General features: G+C 71.6%; 15 protein-coding genes. 7 read left to right on the top strand and 8 right to left on the bottom strand.

Annotated features, from left to right (window positions below):
- Positions 1-12 precede the first annotated feature (12 nt).
- Genes JUB10_RS01275 through JUB10_RS01305 form a run of 7 tightly spaced genes read right to left on the bottom strand, consistent with a single transcriptional unit; the run spans position 13 to position 7,650 of the window.
- A complete protein-coding gene (locus JUB10_RS01275) occupies positions 13-1,164 on the bottom strand; it encodes a molybdopterin molybdotransferase MoeA (protein WP_207453532.1) in 1,152 nt (383 codons plus the stop codon).
- Entirely contained in the window at positions 1,161-1,415 is a 255-nt protein-coding gene (locus tag JUB10_RS01280) for a DUF6457 domain-containing protein (RefSeq protein ID WP_207453534.1), read from the bottom strand. The genes JUB10_RS01275 and JUB10_RS01280 overlap by 4 nt, the downstream gene beginning before the upstream one ends.
- On the bottom strand, positions 1,412-2,020 hold the full coding sequence (mobA, locus tag JUB10_RS01285) for a molybdenum cofactor guanylyltransferase (protein ID WP_242682077.1): 609 nt from the start codon (positions 2,018-2,020) through the stop codon (positions 1,412-1,414). Before mobA ends, JUB10_RS01280 begins: the two co-directional genes overlap by 4 nt.
- Entirely contained in the window at positions 2,020-2,559 is a 540-nt protein-coding gene (locus JUB10_RS01290) for an HPP family protein (RefSeq protein WP_207453538.1), read from the bottom strand. Before JUB10_RS01290 ends, mobA begins: the two co-directional genes overlap by 1 nt.
- Positions 2,556-3,014 (bottom strand): hypothetical protein, encoded by a 459-nt coding sequence (locus JUB10_RS01295; protein ID WP_207453540.1) that lies wholly within the window; start codon positions 3,012-3,014, stop codon positions 2,556-2,558. Before JUB10_RS01295 ends, JUB10_RS01290 begins: the two co-directional genes overlap by 4 nt.
- The gene (locus JUB10_RS01300) at positions 3,011-5,488 is read right to left on the bottom strand and encodes a molybdopterin oxidoreductase family protein (protein WP_207453542.1); all 2,478 of its coding nucleotides are present in this window, start codon (positions 5,486-5,488) and stop codon (positions 3,011-3,013) included. The genes JUB10_RS01295 and JUB10_RS01300 overlap by 4 nt, the downstream gene beginning before the upstream one ends.
- Positions 5,489-5,544: 56 nt before the next feature.
- On the bottom strand, positions 5,545-7,650 hold the full coding sequence (locus JUB10_RS01305; protein WP_207453544.1) for a S9 family peptidase: 2,106 nt from the start codon (positions 7,648-7,650) through the stop codon (positions 5,545-5,547).
- 177 nt (positions 7,651-7,827) lie between these two features.
- Between JUB10_RS01305 and JUB10_RS01310 the strand changes: the two genes are divergently transcribed.
- The 3 genes from JUB10_RS01310 (at position 7,828) to JUB10_RS01320 (ending at position 10,731) form a co-directional block, all read left to right on the top strand.
- Positions 7,828-9,249, top strand: a complete 1,422-nt coding sequence (locus JUB10_RS01310) for a PP2C family protein-serine/threonine phosphatase (RefSeq protein WP_207453546.1) — start codon at positions 7,828-7,830, stop codon at positions 9,247-9,249.
- A gap of 24 nt (positions 9,250-9,273) precedes the next feature.
- Positions 9,274-9,822: a GNAT family N-acetyltransferase gene (locus JUB10_RS01315; RefSeq protein WP_207454365.1), complete on the top strand. Its 549-nt coding sequence runs from the start codon at positions 9,274-9,276 to the stop codon at positions 9,820-9,822.
- Positions 9,823-9,903: 81 nt separating this feature from the next.
- The gene (locus JUB10_RS01320) at positions 9,904-10,731 is read left to right on the top strand and encodes an SDR family oxidoreductase (protein ID WP_207453548.1); all 828 of its coding nucleotides are present in this window, start codon (positions 9,904-9,906) and stop codon (positions 10,729-10,731) included.
- A 7-nt stretch (positions 10,732-10,738) separates the two neighbouring features.
- Here the strand turns inward: JUB10_RS01320 and JUB10_RS01325 are convergent, their stop codons facing one another.
- Positions 10,739-10,981 (bottom strand): helix-turn-helix domain-containing protein, encoded by a 243-nt coding sequence (locus tag JUB10_RS01325; RefSeq protein ID WP_207453550.1) that lies wholly within the window; start codon positions 10,979-10,981, stop codon positions 10,739-10,741.
- Between the two features lie 207 nt (positions 10,982-11,188).
- On the opposite strand from JUB10_RS01325, the gene JUB10_RS01330 reads away from it, so the two are divergent.
- From JUB10_RS01330 to JUB10_RS01345, 4 genes are all read left to right on the top strand, one after another.
- Complete coding sequence (locus tag JUB10_RS01330) at positions 11,189-11,491, top strand: hypothetical protein (protein WP_207453552.1); 303 nt, start codon at positions 11,189-11,191, stop codon at positions 11,489-11,491.
- 2 nt (positions 11,492-11,493) lie between these two features.
- Positions 11,494-11,823, top strand: coding sequence for a DUF7882 family protein (locus JUB10_RS01335; RefSeq protein ID WP_207453554.1), 330 nt, complete (start codon positions 11,494-11,496; stop codon positions 11,821-11,823).
- Between the two features lie 120 nt (positions 11,824-11,943).
- Entirely contained in the window at positions 11,944-13,995 is a 2,052-nt protein-coding gene (locus JUB10_RS01340; RefSeq protein ID WP_207453556.1) for a bifunctional metallophosphatase/5'-nucleotidase, read from the top strand.
- A 140-nt stretch (positions 13,996-14,135) separates the two neighbouring features.
- Complete coding sequence (locus JUB10_RS01345; RefSeq protein ID WP_207453558.1) at positions 14,136-14,435, top strand: hypothetical protein; 300 nt, start codon at positions 14,136-14,138, stop codon at positions 14,433-14,435.
- Position 14,436 lies beyond the last annotated feature (1 nt).

Raw genomic sequence — 14,436 nt, forward strand, 5'->3', positions numbered from 1 at the left:
CCGAGATCCGGCTCACCAGGGCAAGGGCAGGAGGTCCACGCGGTCGCCGACTGCGGCACCGCCCGGCGGCACGACCGCGACGCCCTGCGCCATCGCGAGACCCCGCAGCATCGCGGACCCCGTCCAGGGCACAGGACGCACCTCGGGCTCGGTGTGGACGGGCAGCAGGCGCGCGGTCGGACGGTCGTTCTCGAGTCGCCCGCGCACGTCGGCCGAGCCGAGCACGGGGATCGGCTGCCCGTGCGCTCCCGCGAGCAGCGGGGGGCCGAGCACGACGAGGGCGAGCAGCGCGGCGAGCGGGTTGCCCGGCAGGGCGAGGTGCAGCCCGCCGTCCGGCCGCTCGGCGAGGAGCACGGGCCGTCCCGGATGAGCGGCGATCCCGTCGACGAGCAGCCGCCCCGCGGCCCGGATCCCCCGGCCGACCGCGTCGCCGGATCCTCTCGAGGTTCCCCCGGTCGTCACGAGCAGCGGCGCCGGGGACGTGCCGAGTGCGCCGGGATCGTCCGCGGCCAGTCGGCGGGTCACGACGCGCGCGCCCCAGGACTCGAGCACGGACGGCAGCGAGGTCGAGAACGCGTCGCGCACCTTGCCAGGGCCCGGAACCCCCGAGTCGACGACCTCGTCGCCGGTCACGACGAGCTCGACGGGAAGCGGGCGACGCACCGTCACCTCGTCGAGCCCCGCCGCGGCGAGCAGCGCGACGACCGGCGGCGTCGCCGTCGCCCCGGCCGCACAGACGACGTCGCCGCGGCCGGTCTCCTCCCCGCGGCGGCGGATGTGACGCCCCTCGGGCAACGGCTCGCCGCCGAGCTGATGCAGGGTCCGCCCGCGCTCCTCCCCGTCCTCCCGCCGCAGCACGGCGGTTGTTCCTGGGGGAACCGGCGCGCCCGTGGAGATCGCCCGCGCCTCCCCCTCCCTCAGCACCGAGCCGCTCGTGCCCGCTCCGGTCGGGATGCGCGCACCGAGTCGCCACGGGCCGGCTCCCCCGACGACCCACCCGTCCATCGCGGCGTTGTCGAACGGCGGCAGCTCGACGAGCGCCCTGACCTCCGTGGCGAGCGCCCGCCCCGGCGCCTCGGACAACGGCACGCTCTCGGTACCGACCGGGCGGGCGCGCCCGGCCTCGAAGGCCGCTCGCCGCGCCGCGGACAGCTCGGGAATCACGCTTCCCGCCGCCGCGCTACGGCGGACAGCGCCTCCTCGGTCGCCTTCTGCACGGCCGCCTCACCGCCGCCCCTCCGTCCCGCGGCGTAACCGACGAGGAAGGTCGTGAGCGGGGCCGCCGGGCGCGCGACACCGTGCGCGGCGTGCTTCGCGAGCTCGAGCACCAGCCCGACATCCACCTCGAGGTCCTCGATACCGAGCGTCGTCAACAGCTCGTCGCGCCACGCGTCCAGTTCGGCGGGGTCGGTCATCGTCGCTCCTTCGACTCGTGCAGCATCTGCAGCCCGAGGCGCTCGAGATCCTCCGGGGTGTCGACGTCCTGCGTCAGGGACGCCGGAAGGGGCACGCTCGCGAGCGCCAGCGGTGCGAGCAGGTGCTTCATCCCGGCGCCGTCGGGATCGCCCAGCGTCCGGAAGGCAGCGACGAGCGCCCGCCTTCGGTAGACGGCGAGGAGCGGCTGCCGCCGCCCCGACTCGTCGCAGGCGAGCCATCCGTCCGCACCGTCGCTCGGCTCGATCGCGGCCAGCAGAGCGGGCACGGCGGCGCGGGTCTCCGCGAGATCCGTGGCCAACAGAAGCACGTACGCGGCGGGTGAGTCGACGAGCAGCGCGAGCGCCGCGCCGAGCGCAGCCGCAGGTCCGCCCCACCGCGGGTACTCGCTCACCGCGACCAGCGTGGGCGTCGGCACCACGGCGGGTGAGCCGACGATCACGACCGTCCGCGCGTCCGCCACGGCGGCGTGGGCGTGCTCGAGCAGGGTGCCGTCTCCGTCCGTCAGCCCCCATTTGCGCATGCCGCCCAGGCGACTGCCCCGTTCACCGGCGAGCAGAACGGCGTCGAGCTCCGTCGGCAGCATCACGGGCGCTCCCGTCGGCCCAGCAGGAGTCGGTTCAGCGCCCAGCCGGCGACCACGACGAGTGCGACGGCGGCAGCCATGACGAGCACCTCCTGCGGCGCGCTGAGGATGCCGAGGCTCACGATGAGGGTGGAGGCGCCGGCAGGCGGGTGCGGCAGCTTGACGAGCGTGAGCACGAGGGTGGTGAGCGCCACCGAGAGCGCGCCGGCGGCGACGTACGCGGGCGTCAGCCCGCCGACGGGGGCGGGCGGCTGCTGCATGAGACCGAACGCGAGCACGAGGAGGAAGCCGATCGCGATGCCCACGAGATGCCCGACGAGCGCGTTCAGGGGGCGGGACGACGGCTGGCGAGGGGATTCGAAGAAGAGCATCACGGTCGGCCCGAGGCTGGGGAACAGCCATGGCTGCTTCGCCACCAGCCCGATCACACCCGCCAAAGCGAGCACCACCAGACAGCACAGCGCGGAGTAGGCGGCGAGATTCAGCGGCTTCTCCGGAGCGCCGGGCAGCACCCCGCCGTCGAAGCGGTCGAGACTCATCGGGCCACGAGCAGCGCCTGCGGTGCCGCCTGCTTGATGCGCGTCATGATCCACTCGCCCTGCAGGTTCGTCTGACGTTCGCACTCGTCGACGATCACCAACAGCTCCTCGTCGCGCAGCCCCAAGGCGGCCTGCTTCACGACCACCCACGTGGCATCGACCATCTTGGTGAGCACGTACAGGTCCTGCAGGTCGCGCAGCAGCCCCACCGCGCCCGATCGGGTCTCGGTGATCTCCTCGGCGTGGAGCCTGTCGGGAGCGTCGTCCTCGCCGCGTCCGTAGCGCTCGATCACCGAGACGAAGCGCTCGCGGTGCGCATCGCACTGCTTGGCGAGGGTGTGGCAGATGTGGAAGACGTCCGGCTCGTCGCCGTGGCCCTCCGCGATCCGGCGGAACGACGCGGCGAGCGCCGCCTCCGCACCGTCGAGCAGGCCGAGGTAGACCGGCAGCATCATCCGTGCTCCTCCTTCGTCGCGACGCGGGGAGGCTCCGCCGCCCCGACGAGCTCGAGCACCTCGGCGTCGACCCCGCGCGTCGGTGCCACGGCGTCCGCGTCCGCGGGCCGGGACGCGGTCGTCGTCGGCGCCGGAGCCGGACCGTTCCCGTCCCGGACTCTCTGCACCCGCACGGCGGCGATCTTGAACACGGGTTGCTTGGACACCGGGTCCCACTCCGTGAGGGTCAACTCGTTGGCCGCGGTCGGCTCCTCGCCGGGACCGACGGCGTCGCGTTCCCAGTAGCCGTAGTGGAACGGCGCGAACACCGTGCCCTCGATCACGTTCCCCACGCGCGCGGGCACCACGATCTCGCCGCGGGGCGAGCGCACGCTCACGACGTCGCCTTCCCGGATGCCGAGCCGCTCGGCATCCGCCGTCGACATCTCGAGCCACGCCGAAGGCGCCGCGGCGTTCAACTGCCGCGCCCGGCCCGTCTTCGTGCGGGTGTGGAAGTGGTAGGCGGTGCGCCCCGTTGTGTACCGCAGGGGGTAGTCGTCGCTCGGCTCCTCGTGCGGGGGAACGTGTTCCGCCGCTTTGAGGAACGCCCGCCCGTCGGGGCGCATCGCCCTGTACTCCTGCGGCGGCACGGAAGCCCCGGTGAGCAGGTCGTGGCCGTAGCTCTCGCAGTAGTCCGGCTCGGTCGGGAACTGCCCGTCGCGGTACAGCCGCACCGTGCCGTCCGGATGCTCGTCGTTGCACGGCCAGGGGATGCCGCTGCCGCCGCGCAGCCGCTCGTAGCTGAGCCCCGTGTAGTCGCAGGGCCGCCCGCGGCTGCATTCCTGCCAGGCCCGGAAGCCGTCCTCGGGGCCGGACCAGTCGATCAGCGGCTGGCCCTCGTCGTTGCGGAAGTCCATCCGTCGCGCGTAGTCGAGGAAGATATCGAGGTCGCTCCTGGCCTCCCCCGGCGGCTCGATCGCCTTGTCCGACAGATGCACCGTGCGGTTCACGTTGGTGTAGGTGCCTTGCTTCTCCCCCCAGCCGGCTGCGGGCAGCACGACGTCGGCGAGGCGGGCGGTCTCGGTGAGGTAGAGGTCCTGCACGACGACGAACAGCTCCTCCTTCGCGAGGATCCGCCGGATGCGCGGCGACTGCGGCATCGAGACGGCCGGGTTGGTCGCGGAGATCCAGAGCAGCTCGATGCTCCCCTGCTCCGCGTAGCGGAAGATCTGCATCGCGTGCGTCGGCGGCGCCCAGTGCGGGATCTGGTCGACGTGCACCTTCCACAGCCTCGCGAGCTCGGCGACGTGGTCCTGGTTCTCCCAGTTGCGGAAGCCGGGCAGGTCGCCGTCCGCTCCGCACTCCCGCGTGTTCTGGGCCGTCGGCTGCCCGTTCATCTGCAGGATGCCGGCGCCGCGACGGCCGAGCTTGCCCGTCAGCAGGTGCAGGTTGTTGACCTGGCACGCGGAGGCCGTCGCCTGGTGCGACTGGTAGAAGCCCTGCAGCACGGTCGAGAGCACCCGCTCCGAGGTGCCGAAGATCCGCGCCGCGCGCCGCACGTCGTTCGGGTCGATCCCGCACACCTCCGCCACGGCCTCCGGGGTCCACTGCTCCACGGTCGCCTTCAGCTCGTCCACTCCGAGCGTGTGCTCGCGCACGTACTCCTCGTCGATCCAGCCGTGCTCGAAGAGCTCGCGGACGAGCCCGTTCATCAGAGCGAGGTTCGTGCCGGGTCGCACGGCGAGATGGACGTCCGCATGCCGCGCGACCTCCGTCTCGCGCGGATCGACGCACACGACGAGAGGCCTGTCGGGCCCGGCGATCCGGTCGAGCACGCGCATCCAGAGCACCGTCTGCGTCTCGGCCATGTTGTGCCCGAACAGGAAGATGGCATCGCACTCGTCGATGTCGACGTAGCTGCCCGGCTGTCCGTCGGAGCCGAAGCTCTCCTTCATCGCCGCGGCCGCCGTCGCCGTGCACAGCCTGGTGTTGCCGTCCATGTGCGGCGTTCCGACGCCGGCTTTGCCGACGATGCCGAGGGCGTAGTACTCCTCGAGGAACAACTGACCCGACGTGTAGAACCCGTGGGTGAGCGGCCCTCGCTCGTCGAGCAGGGCTCGGCTCCGCTCGACTATCCGGGTCATCGCCGTGTCCCAGTCGGTCTCCACGAGCTCGCCGTCGACCCGGATCAGCGGCCGCGTCAGCCGGTCGCGGTTGTCGACGCCCTGCCAGCTGGCGAAGAGACCCTTCGGGCCGAGTCTGCCGTGATTGACGATGTCAGCCGCTCGGCCCCGCACCCCGACCATCCGGCCGTCCTTGACGGCGATGTCGCAGCCGCAGCCGTTGCTGCAGAGCACGCAGGCCGACTGCACCCAGCGGTCGACGTCGGCATCCGTCAGGCCGTCGGCGAGCTTCTGATCGACGCGGACGGGCCAGAGCCCCTCGCGCTCGAACGGCGTGCGGTTCCCCCAGATGTTCGCGATGCGATCGACCATGACCTCCGCCTCCCTCTCGGGACGCTACCCCCGGGGGCCGACTCCCACACCTGCGTCTAGCCGAGCAGCGACGGCCTCGTCCACTCCGCGCCGTGCACGTGCTGGTCGAGGAAGGCGAACACGGTCTCGTACCAGACGACGGCGTGCTGCGGCTTCAGCACCCAGTGGTTCTCGTCGGGGAAGTAGAGGAAGCGGTGCTTCGTCGTGCCGTCCGGCTGGGCGTGGTGCTCGGCGAGCTCCGACCAGAGGCGCAGGCTCTCGCCGATCGGCACCCGGTAGTCGCGGTCGCCGTGGATGACGAGCAGCGGCGTGACGATGTCGCGCACGAAGCGGTGCGGGGAGTTCTCGAGCATCGCCTCTGGCGTGAAGATGCTCTGCCAGTACTCGGAATTGTCGGTGGTGCCGCCGAACTGGTCCATCGCCCACAGGCTCGCGTGGGTGACGATCGCGCGGAAGCGGTCGGTGTGCCCGGCGACCCAGTTCGCCATGTAGCCGCCGAAGGAGCCGCCCATCGCGGCGGTGCGGGTCGCGTCGATGTCGTCTCGCGCCTCGGCGGCATCCGTGATCGCCATCAGATCGGTGAAGGGCTTCGCACCCCAGCTGTTCCAGCCGCGCGCGATGAAGTCGAGGCCGTATCCGGTCGACAGGGCGGGATCGGGCAGCAGCACGGCGTAGCCGCGGGCCACCGCGAGCAGCGGCGCCCACCGCCAGCTCCAGGCGTTCCAGCTGTTGAGGGGCCCGCCGTGGATCCACAGCAGCAGCGGCGCGGGCCGGTCGGCCGACGCACCCTCGGGCAGCAGCAGCCAGCCGCGCACCCGGGCGCCGTCCTCCGCGGTGGTCTCGACCTCGGTGATCGTGCCGGGCGCCGCGGGCGCGGGCGCCGGGGTCGCGAGCGGAGTGACGGATCCGTCGAGGCCGATCCGCACGGGATGGGGCGGCACGGTCCACGACGAGCGGAGCGCGACGAGGTTGCCGCTCCCCCGGTCGACGCGCACGTCGGAGTACGCGAAGTCGTCGGACGTCAGCGTCTCGACCGCGCCGCCGTCGAGCGGCACCCGGAGGATCCGGCCGCGTCCGTCGTCGTCGGCGGTCACGACGAGCGACGCGTCGTCGGCCGCGAACGCGAGGCTCGTGGGCCAGCGGTCCCAGCCGACGGCGAGCCGACGGGGGTCGGAGCCGTCGACGCCCGCGACCCAGAGCTCCTGATCCGCGGGCCCCTCGGGCGTGCTGTAGGGGGCGCGGACGTAGGCGAGGCGCGTGCCGTCGTGGCTGATCGCCGGCGCCTCAAGGTGAACGCGCTCTTCGTCGAGAAGGGTCGTGTGCTTCCCCGTCTCGACGTCGATCGCGACGAGCACGAAGCGGCCGGAGCGCTGCTCGGGCAGGCGGAGGGCCGCGACGAGGGTGCGGCCGTCGGGCGTGAGGGCGGCGCCCGCGGCATCCGCGGTCCGGCCAGGGCTCGGGGTGAGGTCGCGCGGGCGGGGCAGTTCCGCCGGGTAGCCCTTCGCGGTCTCCTCGGCGAGCGCCTGCTCCCCCTCGCCCTGGTCGGGCGCCCGGTCGAGGGCGACGGATGACACCGAGTCCTCGAGCTCGGCGAGCCCGAGCGCCAGCAGGTGCGGCTCGGCGGGGCCGAGGTCGTGGTCCCAGTACCGCACCGGGTAGCGGTCGTGCAGGATCGCGGCGACCTTCTTCTCCTTGCGCGAGGCGCGGAGGGCCGCCTCCTCCTCGAGCGTCGTCGCGGAGGGCAGCAGCTCGGCGGCGAGCACCACGGTGTCGCTCCCGGTCGCGGTCGCGGTCACGCCGGCGACGCCGCCCGCGAGGCGGGTGACGGCGCGGGCCTCGCCGCCGGCGGCGGGCAGCAGCCACAGCTGGGCGACGTCGTCCTCGGCGTCGCCCGCGGCATCCGGACGGGTGGAGACGAACAGCAGGTCGCCCGAGGCGGTGAACGCGGCCCCGCTCTCGCCCTTGGCCGAGCGGGTCAACCGGCGCGGGGTGCCGGAGCCATCCGCGGGCACCTCCCACAGCGCCCGCTCGTAGCCCGTGCCGTCGCGCTTCAGGGTCGCGACCGTGAGCACGGCACGGTTTCCGTCGGGGGACAGCGCGATCCCCTCGACGCGGGGCAGGGCGATGTACGACTCGAGCGAGGAGAACGGGGTCGGCGGCATACCACGACGCTACCCGGCGCCTCAGCCCCCGGACTGGGGGCCGCGGGCGAGCGGGCATTCCAATAGGTTCCCGGTACATTTGGGGGTCACCGGGGGACGTCCTCCCCCGGACCGGGCATCGGCCGCCCACCCCGCCCCGCCGATGGCCGACGCAGCTGAGCCCGAGAGGGAGGTCGCATGCTGGACGCGACGTCGCTCCGTTTGGCGTTCAGCATCGCCGCCTTCAGCCTGATGCTGCTGTTCTACTTCGTCACGTACAAGCGCACGAGGTCGAGCTACAGCCTGTGGTGGTGCGCGTCGCTGCTGCTGTTCCTGCTCGGCTCGTCGCTGTACCTCTTCGACGGCACGCCCTCGCAGGTGTGGGCGAACCCGCTCGGCAACGGCATCACGGTGACCGGCGCCGCGGCGGTGCTCGGCGGCTCCCGCTCGCTGAACGAGAAGCGCACGCCGGTGTGGCTCTTCGTCGCCCCCGGCTTCCTCGCCTGGGTGATCGCGATCTTCGACGATCCGCAGGTGAACGAGTGGTCGGGCGGCGCGGTCTTCCTCGCCCTGATGTCGCTCATGCTCATCCTGTCGTCGGTCGAGCTGCGCAAGCTCGAGGTCGCCTACGCCTGGTCGAAGTGGCCGATCTTCCTGTCGTGCTCGGGCCTCGGCATCTACTACGCGGCCCGCTTCGTCGCCTTCGTGCTCGACGGCCAGGACGGCGCCGTCTTCACGGCCTACTTCGGCACGGCCGTCACGACGCTCGTGACCCTCGTGCTGCTGATCGTCGCGGCGTTCACCGTGGCCGCGGTGAGCCTCGACCAGCAGGCGCAGGCGATCAAGCTCAACGCGGAGAAGACCGGCGCGCAGCTCGACGAGGCGGCGCGAGTGCAGGGGCGCCTGCTGCCGCGCGAGGCTCCCCGCATCCCCGGCTACGAGATCGCCGGCATCTGCATCCCCTCGGGCCGCGGAAGCGGCGACTTCTTCGACTGGCAGGCGACCGACCGCGGCTTCACCATCACGGTCGGCGACGTCATGGGCAAGGGCATGGGCGCCGCGATGATCGCGGCGACCGTGCGCGGGGCGCTGCGATCGGCGGTCGGGCGGGTGACCTCGTCGGAGGTGCTCGCCTCGGTGGGCACCGTCGTCGAACCCGACCTCGCCGCGAACGACTCGTTCGTCACGCTCTTCCACGCCCACCTCTCCCCCGACAAGGGGCTGCTCGACATCATCGACGCCGGTCACGGACTCGGCGTCGTCGTGCGGGCGGATGGCACGCGCAGCCGCATCTCCGCGCGCAACCTGCCGCTCGGGGTGCTGCCCGACCAGGAGTGGGCGAGCCGCGAGCAGTGGCTCGACACGGGCGACCTCCTGCTCGTGTTCAGCGACGGGATCCTCGAGCTGTTCGACGGCCGCGACGACGCGTTCGAGCGGGCCGTCTACGCCGCTCGGGCGAAGGGCCACTCGGCCGAGGACATCATCAAGGCGGTGCGCCGCCTCGCGGGCGCTCGCGACCTCGTCGACGACGTGACCGTCGTGGCCATCCGCCGCACCGCCCCCGTGCCGGCGTCCGTGCTCGACGAGGAGATCACCTCCCCGAGCACGGCGCTCCGCTGACCCCGCCCTAGGCTGACGCGCGTGATGCCCTCCCCCTTCGCCGAGAAGACCACGCTCCGCACCGAGCGGCTGACCCTCGAACCGCTCGGGCCGCAGCACGCCGAGGGCACGTGGCTGATGCTGCAGGACGAGGAGGCGATGCGCCTCACCGGCACCACGGCGGCCTTCACCCGTGACAGCGTCGACCGCTGGCTCGAGAAGCTCGCCGCGGCCGGCGACCGCGCCGACTGGGCGATCGTGCGCTCCGCAGACGGGGAGCACCTCGGCGAGATCGTGCTCAACGAGTACGACGAACTCGCCTCGTCGGTGAACTTCAGGATCGGCATGCGCACGGATGTCGCGGGCCGGGGTTACGGCACGGAGGCGACCCGCGCGGTCGTGGCGCACGCGTTCGACGTGCTGGGACTGCACCGCATCTCCCTCGACGTGTTCTCGTTCAACCCGCGGGCGCAGCGGGTCTACGAGAAGTGCGGCTTCGTGGTCGAGGGGCGCCAGCGCGAGACGTTCCGCCTGCCCGACGGCACGTGGGGCGACTCGGTGCTGATGGGGATCCTCGCGACCGACCCGCGCTGAGTCATCCGGATTCCCCGGCTCCTACCAGGGCGCCTTCCTAGCGTGCCGATGAGGAGTGCGCATCGAACAAGGAGGTCTGGCATGAGTTCATCCGCGACGGAGACGCCCCTCGGCTTCGAACCGCGACGCGTCGTCATCACCGGCGGCGACTCGGGCATCGGCAAGGCCACGGCGGTGCGCCTCGCCGCCCCCGGCCGACAGATCGCGATCACGTGGCACGAGGACGAGGACGGCGCGCAGCGCACGGCCGAGGAGGTGCGCTCGAAGGGCGCCGAGGTGCACGTGCGCCGCCTCGACCTCGGCGAGCCGCAGAACGGGTCGGCCGTCGTCGACGAGCTCGCGACGGCGATGGGCGGGATCGACGCGCTCGTGCTCGTCTCGGGCACCGGCACCTCCGAACTGCTGCTCGACATGGAGTACGAGCGGTGGCGGCACACCCTCGCGGTCGACCTCGACGGAGCGTTCTGCTGCCTCCAGGCCGGCGCCCGGCACATGGTGAAAGGCGGCACCGGCGGCCGGATCGTGGCCATCACGAGCGTGCACGAGCACCAGCCGCGCGTGGGCGCCGCGCCGTACTGTGCGTCGAAGGGCGGGCTCGGTTTGCTCGTCAAGGTGGCGGCCCTCGAGCTCGCCGAGCACGGCATCACCGTCAACGCGGTCGCGCCGGGCGAGATCGCGACGCCGATGACGGGCCAGGAGGACGAGAGCGTCATGCAGGGCAAGGAGCGCCCCGGCATCCCGGTCGCACGACCCGGCGACGCCCGGGAGATAGCGGCGACCGTCGAGTTCCTCGTCGGCCCGGATGCCGCGTACGTCAACGGCGCGTCCTGGGCGGTCGACGGAGGGATGCTGCAGATGGGCCCTCAGGCGGGATCGCACCTGCAGAGCGACGACTGGCGGCGCCCCTGACGGAGAACTAGAGGTAGTACGGCTCGATCCGCTCGGACAGCTCGTGCGGGAGCACCTGCAGCGCCTCGGCGAGCGCGATGAGATCGCCGACGAGCAGGTCGCGCTGGTGACCGCTCTCCAGCGCGACGATCGTGTCGACCGACACCCGCCAGTGGGTCGCCGCCGAGAGCTCGAGCACGGTGTACGGGATCGACTCGCGAGCGAGGCCGAGCCGGCGACCGAGGGTGGGAGGAGTGTCCACGTCGTGCATGCGCTGCCCCTCTCGCGGGTAGGTCTGCGTGTGGTCACTGTAGGGCCGTCGAGTTCCCGTTTTCGTGGTCTTGACGAATCGTCATTTCGGCCCTACTCAAAGCGATTTCTCGGCTTTCTCCTCTTGCCGTACTAGCGATCCCCCGGTAGCGCTACCCCCTCGACGCACAGCCGCCCGCCCTATGGTCCGGAGATGAAACATGTGACCATGGCCGAGAAGTCTCTGCTGATCGGGGACGCCGCCGCCGACACGCTCGTGCGCTACGCGGCCCTCCTGGCCAAGCTCGGCAGCGGCGACGCCGTCGAGTTGAGTGCCGTCGGCGTCGACGGCGAACAGGTCGAGGTGACGTTCCTTCTCAACAGCGGCACCGTGATGATCGCCGAGACGACGAACTCGACCCTCCCCGAGCCCGACAACAGCGAGCAGGTCGAGTACATGCTCGGCCGCATCGCCGCCTACGAGTCGACCGGAGCCGGATTCCACGCGCCCGCTCTCGCGGACGAGCAGTAGTCATGGGCAGCATCACCTACGACGGCACGATCGTCCGCTTCGACGACCGGGTGCTCGCGCACCTGCAGGTCGTCATCATGCAGCAGTTCCGCCGCAACGAGTCGTTCGCGATGTCGTGGCTCGACGATCTCGCGGTCGGCGACGGCCGTAGCTCCATCTGGCTGCATCCCGCCTGCTTCCTCTACTTCAAGTTCTCCGGCTCGCGCGCGCCCGCGCTGAGTGAGGAGTGGCTCAAGGCCCTGACCGCGAGCGCGCGCAGCTCACGCGGACTCATCGTCGCCGGCGAGGACGGCAAGCCCTGCCGCTCGCTGGGGGCGAACTCCACGATCTAGTTCCCGATCGGATGTGCCGGACCGGCGGTCCGGCCCTTTTGGCGTGCCCGGAAACCCCCCGTTAACGTCACACGCATAGCGTCGAGACACCTCTCGTCCACCACATCCACGAAGGAACTCATGCACGTCTCACGTACCCTCGGCGTCGCAGCGCTGGCCGCACTCGGCCTGACGCTCGCCGCGCCGACGGCCGCGACCGCCGCTCCCGGCGACTCGGTCGAACTCACCCTGATGGCGACGACCGACACGCACGGTCACGTCTACGACTGGGACTACTTCCAGAACGCGCCCTACCCCGCCGCGAGCGCCCTCGGTCTGAGCCGGGTCGGGGCGGTCGTCGACGCTGTCCGCGCCGAAAAGGGCGAGGAAGCGGTGATCACGGTCGACAACGGCGACGCGATCCAGGGCACCCCTCTCACCTACTACTACGGCTTCGGTGATGGCCGGCAGAGCGTGCTCGACGGCACCGTCGAGCATCCGATGGCCCAGGCGTTCGACGCGATCGGGTACGACGCGCAGGTCGTCGGCAACCACGAGTACAACTACGGCCTCGACATGCTCGAGGCGTACGCCGGCGACCTCGAGGCGCCGCTGCTCGGCGCCAACGTCATCGACGTGGCGACCGGGAAGCCGTACCACGAGCCCTACGAGATCCTCGAGCGCGTCATCGACGGCAAGACGGTTCAGGTCGGCGTGCTCGGGCTCGTCACCCCCGGCGTCCGCATCTGGGACAAGCAGTACGTCGAGGGCAAGCTCGAGTTCCAGGACATGGTCGAGGCCGCCGAGCGCTGGGTGCCGGAGGTGGCTACGCGGGCCGACGTCGTCGTCGTGCTGGCTCACACCGGTCAAGGCACGGTGCCGGACACCGAGTACGACCCGACCGACCTCAACGAGGACGTCGCGAACAACATCGCGACGAAGGTGCCCGGCATCGACGTGCTCGTCGCCGGACACAGCCACCAGGACAAGCCCTCGACCGTGCTCACCAACGCGGCGGGCGAGAAGGTGCTCATCACGCAGCCGAACTACTGGGCACGCAGCGTGAGCGAAGTCACGATGACTCTCGTCGAGGACGCGGCAGGCGACTTCGACGTCGACTGGACGAACGCCCCACCCGCGGTGAAGCCGCACTACGGCACCGAGAGCGCCGCCCAGAGCCAGAAGGTGCTCGACGCGCTCGCCGACGAGCACCGCACGACGGTCGACTACGTCAACACCCCGGTCGCCGACAGCGTGCAGGAGCTGCCCGCCACCGCGTCGCGCTACGAGGACACGGCGATCATCGACTTCATCAACCACGTGCAGGCCGAGACGGTGGAGCAGGGACTCGAGGGGACCGAGTACGCGGACCTGCCGGTCGTGTCGCAGGCATCGCCGTTCTCCCGCACCGCTGTCTTCCCCGAGGGCGAGGTGACCATCCGCGACATCGCCGGCCTCTACATCTACGAGAACACGCTGCGCGGCGTCGTCATGACGGGTGCGCAGTTGAAGGAGTACCTCGAGTTCTCGGCGCGGTACTTCGCCCAGGTCGAGGAGGGTGCGGCGTTCGATCCCGCGACCGGCACGAACGCGGTGTACCCGGACCGTCCGCAGGGAGTGCCGGACTACAACTACGACGCGCTGTCGGGCCTCGACTACACGATCGACATCTCGCAGCCGGTCGGCTCACGCATCGTCGGCCTCTCGCACCCGGAAGGCACCCCCGTCGAGGACGGCGAGGAGTTCGTGCTCGCGGTGAACAACTACCGGCAGAGCGGTGGAGGCGGTTTCCCCTCCGTCGCGCAGGCGCCGCTCGTGTACGACGAGCTGCAGGAGATCCGGCAGCTGCTGATCGACTGGGCGAGCGCCCGCGGCGTCATAGACCCCGCGGACTTCTTCGAGCCGAACTGGTCGCTCGTGACCGGCGGCGAGGAGGACCCCGTCCCGACGCCCGGCGAGGGGAACGGTGCGCCCGCGGAGCCCGGCGCCGAGCCGAGCGCGCCCGAGGGCACGCCGATCGCCACCCCGATCGACACCGGTGACGTCGCCACGGAGACGGCGGCCGAGCGCGAACGCCGACTCGCGAACACCGGCGCCGACGTCAGCGCGGTGCCGATCGTCGTGGCCGCGGTGCTGATGCTGCTCGGCCTGGTCGGCGTCGTCGTCGCGCGGCGGCGCCGCACCTCGCACTGACGCCGTAGGAGGGGCGGATGCGACGGCATACGCCCCTCCGTGCGTCATCCGCTTTCCGCAAACGCGTCCGTTCGTCCGGGGAACGGAGGAACGTTTGCGACACTCGGAAGATGAGCGACCTTCCGCACGAGACTCGGCGAGTGGCACGACTGCTCCTCGACACCGTCGCGGCGGTCGATTTCGACGGGGCGCACGAGGGCAACGAGCGCGCGGTCGCCACCTCGCTCGGTGAACTCCACGCCTCGACCGGTGAGTTCGGCGAGCAGGACCGTGCGCTCGTCGTCGGCGCCGTGTCGGCGGTGCACGCCGCGCTCGAGCTGCTCGCCCGGGCGGAGGGCACCGATCTGCACGGGGCGGCCGCTCTGGTGCGCGAGGCGCTGGGCGGCAGCGCAGACGACCTCGACGACGCCGCTCTCCGAGCGCCGGAGCGGATGCTCTGAC

This window comes from Desertivibrio insolitus, assembly GCF_017355965.1.
In the GTDB taxonomy this organism is placed as follows: Bacteria; Actinomycetota; Actinomycetes; order Actinomycetales; family Microbacteriaceae; genus JAFIQW01.

Excerpts from the sequence above, each read along its gene's own strand:
- JUB10_RS01280 (WP_207453534.1), bottom strand. The coding sequence starts at position 1,415 with ATGACCGACCCCGCCGAACTGGACGCGTGGCGCGACGAGCTGTTGACG.
- mobA (WP_242682077.1), bottom strand. The coding sequence starts at position 2,020 with ATGCTGCCGACGGAGCTCGACGCCGTTCTGCTCGCCGGTGAACGGGGC.
- JUB10_RS01290 (WP_207453538.1), bottom strand. The coding sequence starts at position 2,559 with ATGAGTCTCGACCGCTTCGACGGCGGGGTGCTGCCCGGCGCTCCGGAG.
- JUB10_RS01295 (WP_207453540.1), bottom strand. The coding sequence starts at position 3,014 with ATGATGCTGCCGGTCTACCTCGGCCTGCTCGACGGTGCGGAGGCGGCG.
- JUB10_RS01300 (WP_207453542.1), bottom strand. The coding sequence starts at position 5,488 with ATGGTCGATCGCATCGCGAACATCTGGGGGAACCGCACGCCGTTCGAG.
- JUB10_RS01305 (WP_207453544.1), bottom strand. The coding sequence starts at position 7,650 with ATGCCGCCGACCCCGTTCTCCTCGCTCGAGTCGTACATCGCCCTGCCC.
- JUB10_RS01310 (WP_207453546.1), top strand. The coding sequence starts at position 7,828 with ATGCTGGACGCGACGTCGCTCCGTTTGGCGTTCAGCATCGCCGCCTTC.
- JUB10_RS01315 (WP_207454365.1), top strand. The coding sequence starts at position 9,274 with ATGCCCTCCCCCTTCGCCGAGAAGACCACGCTCCGCACCGAGCGGCTG.
- JUB10_RS01320 (WP_207453548.1), top strand. The coding sequence starts at position 9,904 with ATGAGTTCATCCGCGACGGAGACGCCCCTCGGCTTCGAACCGCGACGC.
- JUB10_RS01325 (WP_207453550.1), bottom strand. The coding sequence starts at position 10,981 with ATGCACGACGTGGACACTCCTCCCACCCTCGGTCGCCGGCTCGGCCTC.
- JUB10_RS01330 (WP_207453552.1), top strand. The coding sequence starts at position 11,189 with ATGGCCGAGAAGTCTCTGCTGATCGGGGACGCCGCCGCCGACACGCTC.
- JUB10_RS01335 (WP_207453554.1), top strand. The coding sequence starts at position 11,494 with ATGGGCAGCATCACCTACGACGGCACGATCGTCCGCTTCGACGACCGG.
- JUB10_RS01340 (WP_207453556.1), top strand. The coding sequence starts at position 11,944 with ATGCACGTCTCACGTACCCTCGGCGTCGCAGCGCTGGCCGCACTCGGC.